Annotated in this window: 18 protein-coding genes; 9 read left to right on the top strand and 9 right to left on the bottom strand. The window is 40.6% G+C overall.

The genetic code is table 11. From position 1 onward, the window contains the following. Positions 1–44: 44 nt before the first annotated feature. The 6 genes from JAZ75_RS21220 to JAZ75_RS21245 form a co-directional block, all read right to left on the bottom strand. A complete protein-coding gene (locus JAZ75_RS21220) occupies positions 45–1331 on the bottom strand; it encodes a DUF4375 domain-containing protein (protein ID WP_208698255.1) in 1287 nt (428 codons plus the stop codon). A 38-nt stretch (positions 1332–1369) separates the two neighbouring features. Then, positions 1370–2674 (bottom strand): DUF2931 family protein, encoded by a 1305-nt coding sequence (locus JAZ75_RS21225; RefSeq protein ID WP_208698257.1) that lies wholly within the window; start codon positions 2672–2674, stop codon positions 1370–1372. Between the two features lie 220 nt (positions 2675–2894). Then, complete coding sequence (locus JAZ75_RS21230) at positions 2895–3842, bottom strand: nitrilase family protein (protein ID WP_208698259.1); 948 nt, start codon at positions 3840–3842, stop codon at positions 2895–2897. Between the two features lie 85 nt (positions 3843–3927). Continuing rightward, positions 3928–4734 (bottom strand): helix-turn-helix transcriptional regulator, encoded by an 807-nt coding sequence (locus JAZ75_RS21235; RefSeq protein WP_208698261.1) that lies wholly within the window; start codon positions 4732–4734, stop codon positions 3928–3930. A gap of 34 nt (positions 4735–4768) precedes the next feature. Next, entirely contained in the window at positions 4769–5395 is a 627-nt protein-coding gene (locus JAZ75_RS21240; protein ID WP_208698263.1) for a hypothetical protein, read from the bottom strand. Positions 5396–5736: 341 nt separating this feature from the next. Then, on the bottom strand, positions 5737–7911 hold the full coding sequence (locus JAZ75_RS21245) for a S41 family peptidase (protein WP_208698265.1): 2175 nt from the start codon (positions 7909–7911) through the stop codon (positions 5737–5739). A 374-nt stretch (positions 7912–8285) separates the two neighbouring features. Here JAZ75_RS21245 and JAZ75_RS21250 point away from each other — a divergent pair, with 374 nt between their 5' ends. Next, positions 8286–8855: a hypothetical protein gene (locus JAZ75_RS21250; RefSeq protein ID WP_132845341.1), complete on the top strand. Its 570-nt coding sequence runs from the start codon at positions 8286–8288 to the stop codon at positions 8853–8855. 57 nt (positions 8856–8912) lie between these two features. Here the strand turns inward: JAZ75_RS21250 and JAZ75_RS21255 are convergent, their stop codons facing one another. After that, complete coding sequence (locus tag JAZ75_RS21255; RefSeq protein ID WP_021191605.1) at positions 8913–9437, bottom strand: ExbD/TolR family protein; 525 nt, start codon at positions 9435–9437, stop codon at positions 8913–8915. A 376-nt stretch (positions 9438–9813) separates the two neighbouring features. Between JAZ75_RS21255 and JAZ75_RS21260 the strand changes: the two genes are divergently transcribed. The 4 genes from JAZ75_RS21260 to JAZ75_RS21275 all read left to right on the top strand — a co-directional run bounded on the left by JAZ75_RS21260 (position 9814) and on the right by JAZ75_RS21275 (position 12473). Next, positions 9814–10062: a hypothetical protein gene (locus tag JAZ75_RS21260; protein WP_208698267.1), complete on the top strand. Its 249-nt coding sequence runs from the start codon at positions 9814–9816 to the stop codon at positions 10060–10062. Then, entirely contained in the window at positions 10059–10556 is a 498-nt protein-coding gene (locus JAZ75_RS21265; protein WP_208698269.1) for an RNA polymerase sigma factor, read from the top strand. Before JAZ75_RS21260 ends, JAZ75_RS21265 begins: the two co-directional genes overlap by 4 nt. 12 nt (positions 10557–10568) lie before the next feature. Next, positions 10569–11255, top strand: a complete 687-nt coding sequence (locus tag JAZ75_RS21270; protein ID WP_208698271.1) for a hypothetical protein — start codon at positions 10569–10571, stop codon at positions 11253–11255. A 480-nt stretch (positions 11256–11735) separates the two neighbouring features. Continuing rightward, on the top strand, positions 11736–12473 hold the full coding sequence (locus JAZ75_RS21275) for a sulfite exporter TauE/SafE family protein (protein ID WP_208698273.1): 738 nt from the start codon (positions 11736–11738) through the stop codon (positions 12471–12473). Between the two features lie 79 nt (positions 12474–12552). Here the strand turns inward: JAZ75_RS21275 and JAZ75_RS21280 are convergent, their stop codons facing one another. Beyond that, a complete protein-coding gene (locus JAZ75_RS21280) occupies positions 12553–13332 on the bottom strand; it encodes a helix-turn-helix domain-containing protein (protein ID WP_208698275.1) in 780 nt (259 codons plus the stop codon). Between the two features lie 95 nt (positions 13333–13427). Here JAZ75_RS21280 and JAZ75_RS21285 point away from each other — a divergent pair, with 95 nt between their 5' ends. From JAZ75_RS21285 to JAZ75_RS21300, 4 genes are all read left to right on the top strand, one after another. Further along, a complete protein-coding gene (locus JAZ75_RS21285; protein WP_208698283.1) occupies positions 13428–14756 on the top strand; it encodes a TolC family protein in 1329 nt (442 codons plus the stop codon). Between the two features lie 11 nt (positions 14757–14767). Then, positions 14768–15811 carry an HlyD family secretion protein gene (locus JAZ75_RS21290; protein WP_208698285.1) on the top strand — a complete coding sequence of 348 codons (1044 nt, stop codon included), beginning with the start codon at positions 14768–14770 and terminating at the stop codon, positions 15809–15811. 2 nt (positions 15812–15813) lie between these two features. After that, on the top strand, positions 15814–17403 hold the full coding sequence (locus JAZ75_RS21295; RefSeq protein WP_208698287.1) for an MFS transporter: 1590 nt from the start codon (positions 15814–15816) through the stop codon (positions 17401–17403). A 189-nt stretch (positions 17404–17592) separates the two neighbouring features. Continuing rightward, positions 17593–18117, top strand: a complete 525-nt coding sequence (locus JAZ75_RS21300; RefSeq protein WP_132768582.1) for a YceI family protein — start codon at positions 17593–17595, stop codon at positions 18115–18117. Positions 18118–18202: 85 nt separating this feature from the next. Here the strand turns inward: JAZ75_RS21300 and JAZ75_RS21305 are convergent, their stop codons facing one another. Further along, complete coding sequence (locus JAZ75_RS21305) at positions 18203–20329, bottom strand: catalase (protein ID WP_208698289.1); 2127 nt, start codon at positions 20327–20329, stop codon at positions 18203–18205. Between the last annotated feature and the right edge of the window lie 389 nt (positions 20330–20718).

A 20718-nucleotide genomic window follows, 5' to 3' on the forward strand; every position in this document is an offset into this window, starting at 1 on the left:
TTAATTTCTAATAACGATTATGAAATAGAAAATTATCGGATTACTTAGCTGCCGCAAGCAATATAATACGTCGGCACACCATCCACTTCAGTAGGTTCTTCGGCAATACCCTCGAAAAATACATGGTCGCCAAGTTCCTTATTTGCCTGTTGATTATGTGCCTTCATCAAAAATTCTAAAGCACTGAAATTCTGACCATTACCTGCTTTAAACTGAGCTACAATCTCGACCTGATATCCTTCATCATCGGCCTCCCCATCAAAAATATCCTCATCCTCCGAAATCAGACGTTCATTCTCCAGCAAGTCCGATGGTTTCATGATCCAGGCTTCATATTGAATCTGCACCGCTGAGGCTTCAAGCACAATCTCATTCGGATTCCATCGCTCGGCCGACCCGAAAATATCTTTTTGGTATTGCATTACTTCCTCATCAAATAGTGCTGCATCTGTGTACGCTTCCGATGAAAAAGACCAGGCAATCTGATTTAAAGTCGATTTACGTTCCGTATTTCCTTCATTATTATCCATTAAATCCGCGTAAACTGTAAATGTCTTTTCAATAATCTGATCTTTATTATCCCAGTACTGTAGATCCAGGACCTCAGAAATTTCATGCTGTTCAGCATCCGTTAGATATTTCGGAATATCCCACAACTTCTCTATTTCTTGATTATCCTCCAGATGTTCAATAATTTCATATTGCTTTTGTATTATAGCTAATGACTCCGTTGCTTTTAAGCGCATCAATGCCCTTACCGCATGGCTATAACAAGCCGTTCCCCAATTACAGAAAAACTGCAGAAAACCGCCATTATACATATCCATTTCAAGTTTCCAAAGCGCTGCCAATTCCTGTTCGTGCTCCGACAGGGCGTTCCAATCGTTCTCATTATTGCTGAGCTTATCAACAAATTGTGAGGTAAAATCAAACCATTTTTTATCCAGATCAGCACCATCATTTGCTGGAGGTTGCTCCATTTTATTTTTCAGCTCCTGAACACACCATTCCTCAAAATTCTTAGCCGTGCTATCCCCTAACGCGGCACTTTTTTGAAAATATGGCAATGCCTTTTCATATTCCTTACCATAGTAGTAAGCATAGCCCACCCTAAAATTCCACAAGGGATCTTCCGCTCCTGTCGTACTTTCCGACAGTAAAATGTCAAGCGCTTTTCCGTAATCCGAAATATTATTATAGGCCCGTCCCAGCATGTTTTTCAACGTATAGGTTAATTCCGATGCCGGCAGTTGTTCAAGCGTCTCAATAATTTGACGGTGCTTACTTTTCTCATGCCATAGATTGAGCTGTTCAATTAATTTATCGTCCATTTTTTAGTTTTAATCATTACCGTTAATACGATCAAATTTTAGTCCGCTTTTAATTTTAACGGAAGCTCTTCCAAATTATTTTTTGCCGTTATCTTTTCTATTTCACCTTGCTTATTTATTTTACAGGTAACAACTACTGTTATTTTCTGTTTACTCATCGTAAGCTTCTCAAACACATTAAACGTATTTTCCTCATCTAAAGCAACATAATCACGCTTTGTTTTACCATCAGGTCCAGTCGAAGTTAAAAATAAAGAAGAAGGTACAGCATGCACTGGAAAATCCTGTTCAGGCAATAGACTGTCGATGATGGTCACCTGCTCACCATTAAAAAATTCAACTTCCACCTCCGGATTAACCAAATCAGCATCCTTCACAAACTGAAGACGCCAGGCATAGGGTGTGCGATATTTTTGACGCCATTTATCATATGCCTGCGGATTAGCCGCTGTATGTGTGTGCTCAACCCAGTCTTTTGATGCACGAAGTCTTCCCAATTCCTCCTGAATCATCTGGCGTTGACCAAGTTCAATCTCCGTACTATCTATTTTTTGTGCTTGATAAAAACTCACTTCGACAGCATTTCCCCAATTTCCGCCAACCCATAACGCCGCATCTCCTCCCGGTGCCAATCCGACAATAATTTCGTCATAAGTCCGATGGAATACGCCATTATGATTCTTCGCTTCAAACCCCTTCTTAAACAGGCCACTTATTTTTTCTTTATCCAGGGCCACATTGAGTTTATAATAACAATCTTCCACAACAGAATACCAGGAGAGACGCAAGCTGTCCGGCATCACCAGAGCACCCTGATCCGAACTCATAAAAGTAGACGTACCTATCCCCCAGCGACTATCATAAAATTTATTGTCAATATCCGGAAAAGCATTATTTCTGCTCCACGATTCAATAAAAAATCGACCTTCCACCACACGAACCGGATAGCCTTCAGGATTGGATATTGCAGGTTCCCATTCGTATTTTTCAGAATTGCGCCATTTCCGCTCAACCGTCATTTCAGACCGGGAAACCGTCGTATGCTTAAGAATAAGTACGATATTCGCAATCACGGCAATCAAACAATAGATACCGATGATCCACATTTGCTTGACGGTCAATTCTTGGCCCTTTGTACCTGTACCGCAAATGATCAGCAGCACAATAAAGTGGAGTATAAACTGAGACAGTAGAATCACAACCCCTAACAGGTTGGCAAAACTAGCCCATATACCATGCGTTTCAAATGCAACACCGTCTCCCAGAAAGAGATAAAACAAAAAACCAAAGCCCGTAAGCGCACCAGCTATTAGCAGGATTTTATGGAGGTGTATTAAAGTCATGCTGTTCTTATCTTGATGAGCGGTATTGAAAGATTAAAGTCTTAAATATAAATTGGTATTAGCGGCAATAGCCAGTACTCAAATATACACAACTCCTCTTGATTTCAAAATCGCAAAAAACGGTACCCAGGCATGTTTTAAACATCCTGGATACCGTCCCTTAATCAGCCAGTCTTAAAAATAGGGGTTACTGACAATTTCTTAATTGCGAATAGGCCAGCTACTTATCCAGCCACACCACCTTTTGCTCACTCACATGTTCTTTTCCTAAAATATCTCGGTACAGGGCAGGCTTCCTTGCCTTGATATATCGGTATCCGCCCGCTTTCACCAACTTATCGGCAGTTAGTTCCGCTACGCAGATCTCATTATCCAATGAACGGCATTCCACCATAATATCACCATAAGGATCGATAATCATCGCACAGCCATTCTTCAACTGATCGTCATCCATACCGATAGGATTTGAAAAAACAGCATATATGGCATTGTCATAGGCACGTGCAGGTAACCATTTCATCAGCCAGCTGCGGCCTTTCAACCCGTCAAACTCTTCCCGAAGTAACGTAGCATTTTCTTGTTTATTTTCCCATAATTTGGCATCTACAAATCCAGCACCCGGACGTGTTGAAGGTGTACACATGGTTACATGCGGCATAAAGATCACCTGCGCACCAAGTAAAGTCGTCGCTCGAACATTTTCAATAATATTATTATCATAACAGATTAAGACCCCACATTTCCAGCCCTTGATCTCAAAAACGGTATAAGCTGTTCCCGGAGAAAGATGCGGATTGATAAAGGGATGCAGCTTTCGGTGTTTCGCGATCAGACCTGTTTCATCAACACAGATATACGCTTTAAAAAGATTACCGGCAATATCTTTTTCAAAAAGGCCGGCCAAGATGGTCATTTTATATTCTTTAGCAATTGCTGTTAATGCGTTTACTGATGGACCATCAGGGATCAGCTCCGCGAGCTCCAGCATTTCCTCACGGGAAAGGTTGCGGGCAAAGGTATAACCGGTAATCGAACATTCATGAAAAGCAACCACATCAGCTCCCTGTTCTGCCGCTTCAGCAGTAAGCTTTTTGATCAGGTCAAGATTATAAACCTTATCTCCACTTCGATTTTCAAACTGTACACTGGCAATTTTTAAGTTTTCCATTGATTTCTAATTTTTTAAAACCATTAATGATTCAAAATTAGTGGGACGACCACGCAATAAATTGGAAAAAACCGACAATATCGTTTTACAGCACCTGCATCAGGTTGATCGCAAGAAGATGATCATGATGGCGATATTGCATCGGGGTAACCCCTGCCTGACGCTTGAAACAATTATTCAGATGCGCCTGATCATAATAGCCACAGGCATATACAACCTGAGAAAGGTTAATATCTGAAGAAGATTTTTGCAATGATTTGAGAAAATGCTGGAACTTGATGACGTCTATAAATTTCTTAGGAGCGATTCCGACCTGTTCCTTAAACTTCCGCTCCAGTTGCCGTTCCGTTACCGGCAGTTTTTGGATCAGGTCAGCAACAGCAATCATTCCGTTTGCTTGATAAATCAAATCTAAAGCCCCATGCATAAGACCATCTTGCTTTTGAAACCGATTCACGCGGCATATCAACAGCTTTTCGATTGCTTTTATCGCTTCAGAAGGGCTTTTAGAACTCAATACCTGCTCCTCCATATCATTTCCTTCCTGACCAAAAACAGTACGCAAAGGTGTAATGGTATTGTTCAATTCATAAGCCGATAAGTTCGTCAGCGCATGCAGACCATGTGGATGGAGAACAACAATCAACATATCCAATTTTCCGACAGACTTGATATCATTAAAATGTGTCATCTGTCCATAAAGAAAACTATGCGGCTGTTTACTTCCCGATTCACAAGCATTCACCTGTAAGAAAGGATCTTTAAAGTGAAAGACCAAACCCGGATTACCATCCGAAAACAAACGATAATCGGCATACCCATCATGATCATGCTTGATGATAAGGTAGTGTTTTACAATAGCGGAAAGCATCAATGACGGATAAAGCTGCATAATCTCAATAGATAATTTAACAAAGGTAATCCATTTATTCTGATGGAAGAAACACCTTCGGATCAAAACCTTCCAGATAATCAATTTTCCAGATACCGTTAGCTAACACAGCCTTCGCTTTGTAATTAAAGCCATCTCCCCACGACCAGTTGAAAGTGGCCAGATTGTTGGCAAAATTTACATCCCTTAATATGATCTTTTCCCAGAAATTATCTGGATTATCCTGACAGTTGCACCAGGGATTTGCTCCGTTACCAAATGGCGGAAGTTCACCCACATACCATACCCACGATTTGTTTCGGAGTTTCTCGTCGATGATCAAGCCTATATTATCATAATTGGAAATAAACTGATCCGTGAATAGATTTGTTGCCCGCAATTCGTTGATGCTCTTTTTATGTATTTCCAGATCAAGTCCCGCATAAACACTATCCGTCTCTTTCAGTTGCAACGGTTCAAAATCCACATGAGTGCTCTTGGTTTCATTCCATTTATACAGTTCTTTTACTTTATTATTTAAGTCCCCTATCAAGTCGATCCCGTTACTTGTCCGGGCTGTTTCCTGTTCTTTTCCTTTTGATGCCACAGCATTCCCATGCTGGTTACAGGCAGAAAAGAGCACTAATGCAAGTAATATGGTGGTTAATTTCAAATATTTCATGTTTATGATCAACTTCATTAAAGTTTACTATATAACGATCCTTTAAGTTCTTTAGTAGAACATCAAATAGTTAATTGCTGTGCTAAAATAAACATATTTCACTATAAAACATACGTGCTATTAAGTTTTAATAAAATAAACCATTAAACCTATGACAATAACTAATCTGCCATCCTTACACGAACATCTCGTCTAAAGATGACAGATTTATATATCCTGATTATGTTGATCAATTAAACAAATGACTAAATCCTATTTAAAACGAAACACTATAGTTTTCCAGTTCCCTCAAATCAATTTATCTAATACACCTTTTAAACATGGCATGAGATTCCATGGATCTACTTGTTCAAATATTCCAAAGCAGCATTCAGAACTTCATCTTGCCCCGCTTTGATTCCTTTTATCGTTGGTGACACCAAGTGATCAATCTTTATTCCAACACGTTGCGTTTTACTTTGGTCAGGATAATAAACACCAAGTCCTGTTATCGATGTTTTCAGATTGCCCGGTAAATCAATGTAACTCACATTTCCATCCGCACCGGCAGTTTGAGATCCAAAAACCTTTACACTTGGAGAAGTTTGATAAGCCATAACATGATATTCGGCCGAGCTTTGCGTATCTTCATTAACCAAGACTGCTATCTTACCTTTATAATAATCGTTTGTTTCCTTTCCTACCTGAAGTGCGGGACTCATAATAAATGTACCGGGCTGACTAAGATTTGTATTTGTAAAACGTACGAAGTCGGTGGGTTTCGGAAGCAATAATGCACCTAGTTTGAAGACCAAAAAATCTCTCGGGTAGTTTCTATTATCAATAACAACACCTTTAACTTTGCTCCATTCATCCATATTTTCCTCTAGCATCTTACTTGTCAACAAACTGTGCTTGATATACAGAATATTATTATCCAACATTTTATAGGCAACAGTATCCGTCTGTGGAGCTCTAAACTGATTCAACGGTACTGCAGGTACATTCACCTCCATTTCTCGACCATTACGGATTAGCTTTATCGGTACTAGATCACTATTACTCATCATTAATCGTGCTGCAAATTCCCGATTTGTTACTGCTTCATTCGGTGTTGCTATGTAAGTCCAAACAGAATCTTTAATCTCTCCTATCTTTTTATTTTCCTTACCCATCAATACATCACCTACTTGAAGCATATTGACACCATCATTGACGGCTAACAACCTGGTCACAACAGCCTTACCTTCCACGATGCGAATCTGTGCAGGAAGATGGTATGTACCATAATAGCTTTGCAACGCCTTTGGTCTACTCCACAATCCCGTATGAGCATCTTTAACCCGTGACAACATTTTCAAGACAGCTAATCCATAACTCTTATCATCGCGGCTCAAAATCATTTCGGGTACAGATATTTTCAACACTTCATTCCAATTAGGTTCTGTGAGATCTTTATTCGGTGAAAAATATTCGACCATATTCCAGAAACGAAAGAGCGTCAATAAACGAAAACCCGCATCTGCACTTTGGATATTGTCATATTTCTTTTCATTATGAAAAAGTACATTACCTATCCCATTTGCAAAACTAAAATAGTGATGCTTATCAAAATTAGTGTAACGAATACGCTTCAACTTATCTTTCAGATCCTTTTTGAAAGATAGCTTATCGATCCAGGAATAGTCTACTTCGTATATCATGTGCTCCATTTTAGGTTTCGGGTACTCCTGTATTGTACCCAAACTATCCAAAAGAGTTGCATAGTAAGCTTCCACGGTTTGATGATCCTGAGCTGTAATAACAGCATGAATAGATTTAAATAGGTATTGATCCCAATCCAGCTTACCTTGTGCTACAGCTGGATGTCTATATTTCAGAAAACCCCAAATTCTTCCCAGATCAACTAACCTCTGATCGATTTCAGGACTATTATTGAAATCTGTAATACCTGATTCAACTGGATCTTTTTTTGCAAATGGAACAAACTTGCCGGTTTCTTTAGTGATATCCTTTCCGTCTACGGTAACGATAACATCATCGAACCAAACCTTCCCTTCACCTGAAAGGAAGAATGCCAAAGAAATACCTTCAGTCTTATCCGGGTTTAACTTTGCCGTCACCGTAAAGTTTTCCCAATCTTTTGTACCCCTCACTTCGCGCTTTGCCATATTGTCGAAAAAGATTTCCGGATCTATTCTTAACATAACGTTTACCACAGAACTGGCGGTTACATTTTCACGCTTAATCATGACAGACAAACGAATGGAATCACCCTTTAAATTGGAAGGAAGTCCCACCATAACACCTCCAAAACCACTGCTTTTTTTAAGGCTTTCCACTCTTAAAGAGCCTTTCCCATTATAATACACATCGTGATCAATAACCGTTTTAAAAACAGTGCTGTCACCGAGTCTATACCAAGGGCGAGCAATTGGTGTCTCGAAAGAAAAATTAAAACGTTCCTGACTCCAGGCAGGAAAACCCAAGCTCAGGAAAAAGACAGCAAATAAAATTGCTAATGAGGTTTGTTTCATAATTTAAATTTGCATTAAATTAATAAATTATATCATATTTAACAACATTTAATTGCTTACTTCGCATTTAAATAAAATATTACAAATAATTGTTTTTACATAATCGATAAAATTGACCGAATGAAAATTCCCTTAACATGGATAAATGTACGATGAATATGCAATTAAAAAGGCATTAACACGAATAAACCAAATCATACTAACATAAAAATCAACTTTGGTTTCAAAAATTACATAACATATAAGTGGAGATAAGATCAAAATTATGAGCAAGTTCATCCTTCAAAAACTTCCCTTAAAAATTAACATATTTCGCTATAAATAACTACCTTCAAGAAAGATTAAATCAAATAGAGCCCGTTAACAATAAAAATATGATGAAACAACTAGCTATACTCCTTATACTAGGATTCAGTATGGGTACAGCCGATGCACAGATTACCAGTATTTCGGTCAATAAAGCCAATTTCGAACAATCTGGTTTTCCCTTCAAAGGAAAAAGAGTGCTACAGGTAGAGCATATCACCACAGCAAATGAAGATAATTTTATCGTATTCTCGAAAGAACAACGGAATGCAGATCCCGATCACCTCTATATCCAGCAGTTTCAAAAAAATAACGACAAATGGACTGTTGTTGCCGAAGACCATGTCTCAGAAAAAGATATCGTCACTTCTGTCTGGGATGCCCGCAAAGCTTTTTTTGATGCCGATAAAGATGGAAAACTAGATGCTATTTTTGTCTATTCACGACACCCAAAAGGTGATATGGACAAACAGCTTAGCTGCATCGCACTTGTACTCTACAACAAACAGTTTTACAGGTTACAGGCTGATCAAGCAGATGGCTACCAAAAGACGACATACTCGGATAATTACAGTCAGTTGCCTGAAGTGATCAAAGCACAGGTAACACAATTCTGGGAAAAGCTAGATAAGGATTAAAAACATAGCGCTACGTCTGTATCGGACGAAGCGCTATGCAGAAATTTCAAAAATAAATTATAGAGAAGCTAAGACCATCTTTTCTTCATCTGCCCCTATTTTACTGATGGTATAGCGTTTAATATCGACATGCTTCATTTCGTCCAGCGCTTGTACCACATCCACCGCCCGTGCTTCCTTACTTGGTTTGATCAATACGATCATGTCCTTGCCATCCGCCTTTGCAGGGATCTCCAATTTCATGCGATCCAATACTTTTCTTATTCCATTCTTACTGAGGTCAGTGAACTCCGGTTTCGAGATCGGATGGTTAAAATCGCCATGATACCACATCAATCCTTTATCGGTTAACAGCAATGATACCACACGTCTTTCGTCCAATAATATCGGTTCATGCCCAGATTTATCAGGCATTGCGATATCTAGACGATGAGGTTTATTTAATGTTGTCGTCAGCATAAAAAAGGTAATCAATAAGAATGCAAGATCCACCATTGCTGTCAGATCGACTTTAGGAGCCAGTTTTTTACTTCTGATTTTCTTTTTTCCTGCTTCCGGTTGTTTTTGATTTAGCTCTGCCATGATGTTAGATTAAATGATAGAATTGGTTAATACTCATCTTTAAGATGCCAGCATCAATCATATTCCATATTATTTTTCAATAAAAAAGATGCATGATCAACATTCCTCATCCAGTACTCCAAGATATCTTAAGCTTATTTTTTTACGTAAATCACAGCATTTCAGCGGGTAATAACATCCTAAAATCAACTAATCCATTCGCTAGTCACTCCTACTCAACCACCCGATTGATCACCCCATAAGGCTGTGATTGAAGTGCTTTGTACAATCTACAGTCAAAAACTAGCCGAAAAGAAAAATATTTGGTTTACAACTGTGATTTTTTGACACCCACTGCGAATAATTAAGGAAATAAGTTTAATTAATATTTTTAACAATGGAATTTTCAATAACTGCTGCCACTTTAAATCGTATGCTATCGAAGCGGGCAGCACCTTTTTTCCATCATTGGAAACCGTACTTTCATGCTACTAACATCCAGCTTTTCTGGTCGAGCATTGCAAAGTTCGTTTTAGCAAACATTTCTGCGCAAAGCCTTATTATGGATAAAGCAAGAGATAAACACATCAGGTATAACCCAACAACTTTACCTAAAATTAAGAGTTGGCATGCGCACTTATCATGAACAAGCAGGAACAAAAAGAATTCTTTCAGCAAATAATTGAACAGCACAAAGGAATTTTGTTCAAAGTTGCCCGTGTGTATTGCCATGACGAGCATGAAAGGGATGATTTGATGCAGGAAATGATGATACAGATCTGGCAATCTGTTCCGAGATATAAAGAGCAGTTTAAAATATCAACCTGGTTATACCGTATCTCACTCAATGTCGCGATTTCTTTTTATCGGAGAAACACAACGAGGGCAAACCGACTCACGGTTCTTAACGAGCAGACATCAGATTTATACAATGAAGAAAAAGTAGAAACAGAACAGCAGCTAAACTTATTAGAACAGTTTATCAGCGAATTGAGAGAATTGGACAAAGCCCTTATATTGATGTATCTGGAAGACAAAAGCCATCACGAGATGGCAGAGATTTTAGGGCTGTCCGTCAGCAACATAGGAACAAAAATAGGACGCATCAAGGATAAATTAAAAACAAAGTTTTCACAATAAAACGATAAAGAAATGAACGAGTTAGAATTAAAAAAGCTTTGGCAAACGGCACAGGAAAAGTTGGATACTAACTTGGCTATCAGCACACAAAATACAGCAGCTATTACGCATATAAAAGTGGCGCATTTCCTATCATCAATGAAGCCGATCAAGCTTTTCACGATCTTAGTGGGGGTCATCTGGGTCGGTCTTTTAGGAACTGTAGTCGTTTACTTATTCTTAAACGCTTTCCCTAAAACAAATCTCTTTTTTCTGTTTTCAGCTTCGGTTCAAGTCATGCTGTCGGCCATTGCATTGATCACCTATAGCTACCAGCTTATCACCATTTATCAGGTCGATATCAGTGGCCCCATCTTAGAGACACAAAAGAAAATAGCTCATCTAAAATCAACCACCTTATGGGTCACCCGTCTACTTTTCTTACAGTTACCGGTCTGGACCACCTTTTATTGGAATGATAGCATGCTGGACAATGGAAGCTGGCTGTTATGGTTTTTACAGGGCAGCATAACCTTTGCATGCACCTATCTGTCCATTTGGCTTTTCATCAATATCAATTTTGAAAATAGAGATAAGAAATGGTTTCGCTTTATTTTCAACGGCAATGATTGGACGCCCCTACTAAAGTCAATGGAACTTTTAGAGGAGATTGATGCCTATCAAAATGACAATAAACCACAGCAAAGCAACCTGAGCTAAATCCTTAATAAATCCCACCATTCGGCTATTCGACGATTGTTATGCAATAACATTTGTTCGCATTTTTCTTCATCTTTTTATTAAACCAAAAAGATGAAGAAAATAAACAAATTAACGACATTTAGCCACCCATTAACACCACAAAACCGGCTATTATTTCGTATATTTATCGTTTAAGAATAATGCATCTTGAGGCCCTCAAAATAGACATTTAAACAACCTACACCCCCTATTTGCAGGCTGTTTTCACTGCGTTTTTTTTATCCTTGTAGATTATTCACAGACGCAAAAAAATACTGCTGCGGTAACCTGAAAAATAAGGATATATTTTGATCCAAAGCAGTACATGAACACGGCTGCCAAAAAATTATAAATAGGAACGCTTACTTGTCAATAGACCCTATTCGCAGGATACATTTCTTAAAGAATAAAACATCATAAGCTGTGCACATACGGCACTAATTTAAAAACAACATACAGATGGATATCATACTGATCAAAGTACTGGGTATAAATTTTATTGCAACATTAGTCAGATCGACATTTGGATTCGGCGAAGCCTTAATCGCAGTTCCGTTATTAAGTTTTATTCTGCCGCTCGATATCGCAGTTCCCATGTCCGTCATGTTATCCGTCGCCATTGCCTTATTGGTCGTCGTTCAGGATCACAAAAAAATAGATGTTAAAAGTGCCAAATACCTCGTACTTGCCGCATTGATCGGCCTGCCAGCCGGTTTGGGTATTCTGTTGTATGGCAATGATAAATTGATTAAAATCGGATTGGGAATATTACTAATTGCATATTCAGCCTATGCCTTAACTGCTAAAAAGACACAGACTAAAACAGCAAATAATAACAGCTTATGGCTCTGGACCTGTGGTATAGCTTCAGGTGTATTGGGTGGAGCCTTTGGCATCAACGGTCCTCCGCTCGTTGTATACGGAAAAATCAAAGGCTGGAATCCCAGCGAATTTAGAGCAACCTTACAAGGTTATTTTTTACCTGTCAGCTTCATCAGTGTAGTCGGTTATTACTTTAAAGATCTCATCACAGAAGAAGTTGTCCTCTATTTCTTAAAATCAATTCCGGTCATGATTCCGGCTATCTATATCGGCAGATGGTTAAACCACCGCATCGAGCATAAAAAATTCTTTATCTATGTCTACATCGGACTGATCGTAATCGGAATCACCTCAATATTAAACACATGGATCTAACATTTTAGTACATCCCACAATTCCTTCGCTCCTTTCCTTTATGGTAAAATCTTTATCAAATTAAAGTTTGATAAAAAAACTACATCGTTTTAAAATCAGTCGGACGCATATTGGTCAGCTGGGAAAATGTATTACTGAATGCCGAAATATTCGAATAGCCCACTTCATAGGCAATTTCGGTAATCGTAAGATCCTTGTCCTTCATCAATTCCATCGCACGGATCACCCGGAGCATTTTCACATACTGCACAATAGAAATATGCAATTTGCTTTTGAACAACCGCGTTAAGGTCCTCACACTATAGCCAAAAGTTCTGGCAATGTCCTCCAGCGCCAAAGATTCACTTATTTTCGAACGTAAATAGCTCGTGATAGCATTCAAACGGGTGTCATCAGTAACCGGAAGCTGAATTGCAAATTTCTTCAGATGCTCCTTCGGCAACAGGTTTTTCACCGTATTCAAAAACTCAAATTCCCAGGATCCCTGAAAAAAATCACCCTGCCATTTTTCACTGAAGACGAGCATTTCGGACAAGAGCTTACTCACCGGATAAATCCCCAGTTCATCGTAAAAACCAGCATCACCCTGACTGGGGTAGTAAAAATTGATAATCTGTAAATCCTTGGTATTGAACATCAGATTATGGGAAAAATGGCCCGGGATCCAGATATAATGATTAGAAGGAATATAATAGTCCCTTTCCTGCGTCTGCAGATAAGCAATCCCACCGTAAACCAGTAAAAGCTGCCCCTTATCATGCTGATGGGCGAGCAATTGCTGTTCCGTCTGTTGACGGATCACCAAAATCGAATCGGGATTCTGATCGATATTCTTAATGAGCTGCTCCAAAAGATCCATATGGCCCAATTTAACAAACTTTAGGCTAATTATATAAAACACCTCCTCTTTTCTTCCAATAATTTTGCACAAAGATTATTATACAGCATACAAAAATGAAACAGTACCCCTTTTTAACCATCGCATTGATCGGCAATCTTTTCCTCACACAGGCTTCTTTCGCACAAGCGCCTGATAGTAGCTGGACATTGGAAAAGATATGGGATCTCGCCGCAAAGCAGAACCGGCAGCTGCATCTGGCGGATTTAAGTGTACAGGAAAGCAGGACCAGTATCCAGGAAGCACGGGACAAACTGCTTCCCGATCTGGCAGTATCCGGAAATTACGCCCTTAACTCCAAATTTCTAATTTACGATAACGGTCTCTTTTCAAAACCGCAGGATGTTCCTGTTTCCAGTTATGGCTATGGCTTTGGTTACAGCCTGGATTTCAACATTTACAATGGCGGAAGGGATAAACGAAATATCCACATCAAACAAGAAGAGCAACAGCGCAAACAAGTTGAATTTGAACTGCAACATGACAACATCAAGTTTGCCATCGCCATGGTCTATTACGAGCTGTACAAGTATCTACGATACCATGAATTTCTGCAGACAGAAATTAAAACCGAAAAACAGCAGCTCAGCAGCATCCAGAGCCTACATAAAAATGGTGTCGTCCTCAAAAGTGACGTCTTACGTACTTCGGTTAAGCTCTCGCAATTGGAACTCAGTTTGTCGGACGTGGAGAAAAAAGTAGTGCTGGCCAAACAGCGTCTCAATATACTCATCGGAAGAAACGAAACCGAACCACTGGAAATTTCTATTCAGGAAATCGTGAACTTAGAGGCAGGCAATAGGGCAGCTTATGCAAGCTATCAGGCAGAGGCCCTCAGTCAATCGCCGGAATTTAAAATCACCCAAAGTGATATCAAAATCAGCGAGCTTCAGATCAAACAGGCAAAATCCACCTTGCAACCTAAGATCTACTTGTATTCACATTACAACTACACGTATCCGCAAGTATCCTTTTATCCCTACTCCAACGATCCCTGGGGCTATGGACAGACTGGTATCAAGATGCAGTTTGCGCTAGACAACCTCTACAAAAGCAAACATACCATCGCACACGCACGCAATCTCAGCGAACAGCAGAAAGAAAAAACAAACATCAAAAAAGATGAAATTTCGTTCAGGGTCAAGGAAGCATACCTGCAACAGCAACAGGCACTCGAAAGCGTCACAACAGCAACCGACAATATCATCCAGACGACCGAAACTGTGCGGGTCATCCGAAACAGCTACCTCAATCAGGAATCCCTGCTCACCGATCTGCTCGATGCAGAGAACATCCTGCTGGAATCAAAATTTAATTTAACACAAGCACAGGTCAATCTAAAATTAAGCCATATCAAGCTGCTGCTGATTACAGGAGCACTTTAATTGTAAACACCATGGACAAAAATAAAACAGATAAAATTGTAGTCGCAATCACAAAATGGTTAGGCATCTTATTGTTGGTCGGTATCAGCAGCTGGTGCGTCGTCTATTTCTGGAAAGGATATCAATACGAGCAAACCAACGATGCGCAGATCGATGCCTACCTCTCACCCGTAAACGCAAAAGTCGGTGGATACATCAGCAAGATTTATTTCCAGGATAACCAACAGGTAAAAAAAGGCGATACCTTATTGCTCATCGAGGAAAGTGAATACGGCCTGAAACAGGAAGCCGCATTGGCCGAACTGATGAGTTCACGTGCAAAACTCCCGATCCTCAGTGCCCATGAAGATACCCAGCTCAAGACCATCGAAGTGATCAAAGCACATCTTTCCGGATCAAAGGCAAAACTAACACAGCAACAAAAAGAATTTAACCGCTATCAGAACCTGCTAGCCGAACAATCCACCACACAGCAGAAATTTGATCATGTGGAGGCAAACTTGGCCATCAATCAAGCAGATTATGATGAATCGCAGGCTAATCTGCAGGTTGCACAGTCCAAACTGCAAGATTTCAAAGCCCAGCGATCGGCGATTGACGCCGAAATCCGGATCAAAGAAGCCCTGCTAAAAAGACAGGAATTGGATGTCCGCTACACCGTGATCACCGCACCTTTTGATGGGCAACTGGGTAAAAAAAATATTCAGGAAGGACAGTTGGTACAACCGGGACAAACCTTAGCATTTCTCACCAATGATACCGAAGAGAAATGGGTCGTGGCTAATTTTATGGAAACCCAGATCGGCAACCTACATATCGGAAATACGGTCAACATCGAAGTTGATGCCTTTCCTGGAGAGCAATTCACCGGAACCATCCAGTCCATTTCCCCCACTACCGGATCGCGCTACTCCCTGTTACCTCCCGATAATGCCACCGGTAATTTCGTGAAGATCATCCAGCGCATGCCTGTCCGCATTAAACTAAACCCAAGCCAAGGGCTAGCCAAACTCGCTGCCGGCATGAACGCACATGTATATGTGGTAAAAAATTAAAGATGCAAGCACATAAAATTCCTTTATTTAAACACTGGGTATCCGAGTGGCTGGCCAGATCCGTTATCTTCGCAATCCTGATGACCTGTTTATTCAGTTTTGCCCTCTACAGCAGTCCTGTAACCGTGATGGGGTATTACGGCGTAGCACCCACAGATGTACAATATGCCATGGTACTCATCTATGGATCCACAGTGACATTCTTGGCGCTCGATTCCCGTATTGTAAAATACTTCACCTCACGCAAATACCTCTTGATCGGATTAGCGACCAATGGTATCTGTACATTGATCTGCTTCCATAGTAAAAGCTGGCCCCTCTTTCTCGTCTGTCAATTTGCACAGGGCATCACCTGCGCACTGCTATCGGGAATTGTACTCCATCTGGTGTTCCCCAGACTGCATAGCACCCGGGCCAGAGTCATCGGGTACACCATTCTCTATGCCGGCATTCAGATTTCTATTCCACTTTATTCCATCTACTGCAGCATGGTGCTTCATTATCTGGATTTCAACTGGCTGTTTTACGGAGCCAATATCTTACTGCTGCTGCTCACCGCTACGGTATTGATCACGATGGATGCCAAAGCAAGATTGCATAAAAAGATACCGCTCTATCAGGTGGACTGGATCGGCTACCTCTTCTATACCAGTTTTGTACTGCTCTTGGGCTATATCCTCATTTACGGCAGGCAGCTGGGCTGGTTCAGCAATATCGTGATCTGTCAGCTGGTTCTGGCCGCAGTGTGCATCCTTATACTTTTTATTAGCAGGGAAATGCGGTTAAAACGTCCATTGATTAATCTGCGGATTTTCAAAGCGAAAAACTTTGTTATCGGTCTTTTACTGCTTTTTGTATTTTACCTCTTCAAAGGTAGTACAGGACTGACCTACAGCCATCTGGAAACGATCTTAAAAACCGATCCTTTACATAACATCCCCATCTGGTTGGCTGTCATATCCGGAACAGTACTCAGTATGTATATAACAGCGCGCTTTATACTATTGGGAACCCATCTGATTCGGATGATCATCGTCGGATTTATCATCATGGGCCTGTATTATAGCTATATGCTGCTCTTTATTTCCTTGACCGGATCGACAGCAGACTTTATATTGCCTATGTTTATCTATGGCATTGCGACGGGAGTTTTATTTGTGCCTATCGTAACCTTCACAGCATCCGCTGCTCCTGCTAAGATCGCTGTAAATGCATCAATGATCGGTATTCTGGCTCGATTTATCGGATTTTGCAGCAGTATGGCAATTAACAACGAACTGCAGTTATTTACCCGGGCCGCGGTTCAGGATCAGGTACGCCATGCGGTCAACCAAATCAATCCGCAGTTGCCCCTCGCTTTGCAGCAGATCGAACAGACGTATCAAAATGCAGGTAATGACGGCTTAAAATCGCAGGTAGCCGCCAATGCCTTTTTCAATACCATGCTCAAAGAACAGATCCTCGCCCGCGCAAGCCGCGATTATTATGACCTGATGCTTACCGGAGTCGTACTGGTCATTATTATGCTGATCTTTTTACCCAAAATGCAGCAGGTGGTACTGAGATTGACAAAATTCAATGTTCCTTATTAGATCTGAACAGATGTGTAAAAATAAATCGAAACCAATACAGCGCCTCTTTGTTTACCTAATGTCAGAAGGCAAAGCACATGTACGATATTGATCTAGGTCAATAATTATAACGGTGTTAACCTTTATTTTTGTAGCATCATATTAGAGAAGAAAATAAAAAATTTATAAACAAATTTAAACATTAAAGTTATGGCAAATTGGAGTTTAGACAAAGCACACAGTGAAATAGAGTTTAAAGTAAAACACATGATGATTACTAACGTAAAAGGTCAATTTCAAGATTTCGACGTTACGATAGATAGTGATTCAAACCATTTAGAAAATGCCAAAATAGACCTGACCATTCAGACAGCGTCTATCAACACGAAAAACGAACAACGTGATGAGCATTTGAAAAGTGCAGACTTTTTTGATGTTGCGGCCAACCCGACCATTACATTTCATGCTACGAGCAGTAAAAAAGACGGTGATGATATTAAATTAACAGGCGATCTAACGATCAAAGGCATTACCAAATCCGTTACATTCGACGTGGAGTTTGGTGGTGTAGCAAAAGATCCTTGGGGTAATGAAAAAATCGGTTATACCGCTACTGGTAAAATCAACCGTCAGGATTTCGGATTAACTTGGAACGCGGCTTTAGAAACAGGTGGATTGATGGTGAGCGACGAAGTAAAATTCCAAGCGGATTTTCAGTTCATTGTGACGAAATAAGCAACATATACCCTTATAAAAAAAGTCATGCTCCCATCAGAAGCATGACTTTTTTTGTATATGCACAAGATCCATAGTTCCCGCACTAAGCAGGCACTTTCCGTCCTTTCTCCCGATCCCATACCCGGTGACCTTTCATCGCTTTGATAAAGTCTGCCGTCAGGTTATTTTTTGACTCGAGTACCACACCGGCATCCTTTTCCTGCTTGGCGATATACGATCCTGCAATTAATTTTTCAGCACCTTTAGCAAAGGCCAAAGCCTTACAATGTCTAAATCCTTCGTTGATAAAATGGATATAATCCGGCTCATCCTCCAATGTTGCAACCGAATCACCATCGGGTGTATAGAATGCATCATAACAGACCGAAGCTTCCGTCAGATAAGTATGCTGAATTTCCGCTTCTCCACCTTCCTTAAACTTCACGTTACCCGTATGTGTCGAGATCAGAACGGCCTCAGCACCCTCCGCTTCCAATGCTTTTTTCATGACATCGACCGATGCTTTGCTCACACCATCTGCCACTAGAAAAGCCACTTTCCGAGTTTCAATCGTTCCTTCGCCCGGAGCGGTAGCCATACTCAATGCGGCAGATTTCTCTACCTCTGGCTTAGGCGCTTTCACCGGATATTCCGGATGGTTCTGACGCGCAAACTGTAACGTCAGTTCATCCAGTTGCTCCGGAGGTGTCAATCCCAGATTGGCACCCACTCTTTTCGCCAGTTCCTGATCGATCTGATTTAAGATCGCCAGCTCCCGTGTACGGATCGCTACCGAATTGACTTTCGATAGCTCAAAGCTATAACCACTGATGATATGTTCCTTTTCAGGTGCTGTCTGCGAATTGAAAAACAAGCGGGCTTGTGTAAAGTGATCAGCAAATGACGAAGACCTGCGTCTTACTTTATAGCCATCCACTTTTTCTTCATGGCTCTTAAAACCGGTCTCGCCTTTTAACATGGCCTGATAGGGACAACCGCCACCCAAGCTATTTGGGAAATAGCTGACATTGCCTTTCAGGATATCCTGTCTGCCAAAACCGTCTTTTTGATTGTTATGTTTACCGTTGACCGGTCTATTGATCGGAAGCTCATGAAAATTAGGACCTCCCAATCGGTAATTCTGTGTATCTGCATAAGAGAATATACGTCCCTGCAATAAAGGATCATTGGTCAGGTCAATACCCGGTACCAGACGTCCTGGATCAAAGGCTACCTGCTCGGTTTCTGCAAAGAAATTTTCCGGATTACGGTTCAATGTCATCGTTCCGATAATCGTCACCGGAATTAATTCTTCCGGAATGATCTTCGTTGCATCCAATAAATCGAACGAATATTTCTGTTCATCCTCTTCCGGTACAAGCTGTACACCCAGGTCCCACTGTGGAAAATTACCCTTTTCGATATTCTCCCACAGATCCCGGCGTAAGAAATCCGAATCAAATCCCGATAATTTTTGCGCCTCGTTCCATGCCACCGAATGCACTCCCAATTTAGGTTTCCAATGAAACTTCACAAAAGTGCCTTTACCTGCTGCATTGACAAATTTGAACGTGTGGACACCAAAACCTTCCATCATTCTAAAAGAACGTGGAATAGCACGGTCGGACATCGCCCACATCAGCATATGTGCAGATTCAGGCATCAAAGAAATAAAATCCCAGAACGTATCATGAGCCGATGCGGCCTGAGGCATCTCATTATTCGGTTCTGGCTTAACAGCGTGGATCAAATCTGGAAAGTTCATCGAATCCTGAATAAAAAATACCGGAATATTGTTACCCACTAAATCATAATTACCCTCCTCCGTATAAAACTTTACCGAGAATCCCCTTACATCGCGCGCCAGATCAGTCGATCCTTTAAAGCCCGCAACGGTTGAAAAACGGATAAATAACGGCGTTACCGTACCTTTCTTTAAAAAAGCGGCACTGGTATATTGAGAAACATCTGCTGTCGCTTCAAAAACACCGTGAGCACCAGAACCTCTTGCATGTACCACGCGTTCCGGAATCCGCTCGCGGTCAAAATGAGCCAGCTTATCTTGAAAAATAAAATCTTCTATAAGTGCAGGGCCACGTTCTCCTGCTTTGAGCATGTTGTTGTTATCATTGATCGGAACTCCATCATTCGTCGTCAATACCCGATTGGCATTGTCAATCGTATGCTCCTGAATCTGTTGCACTTTTTTGTTTTCTTGTTGCTTAGCCATGTTTAAATAAAGTTATTGATGAAGATTAGAACATGTCGGTACCCTTCACATGACCGACACTATTACTAGTAACAACGTAACCTCCGATTTGTTTCCAAAGATCCCCGGCGCAACAAGCCCCGACCGAAGACGTAAGACTGAGCGGCAGTCTTTCTAAAGTCAATTTAAAGGTAATATAGTTTTAATAAAAGGTAATAAACTTGCATTATTATTCATTCTAACCTCCTATTTTTAACCTAATCATTTGTTTCGTCAAATAATCAAGCGGGAGATTTTTAGCGAAACACCTGACAGCCAGAGCAAGATCACGTATAGCAATTGCCTAAATCCGTACATATACGGTTCGTCCCGAATAAGATGCAAGTACCCGTTTTTTCAATACGATCATT

This window comes from Sphingobacterium sp. UDSM-2020 (assembly GCF_016132525.1).
Taxonomy (GTDB): Bacteria; Bacteroidota; Bacteroidia; order Sphingobacteriales; family Sphingobacteriaceae; genus Sphingobacterium; species Sphingobacterium anhuiense.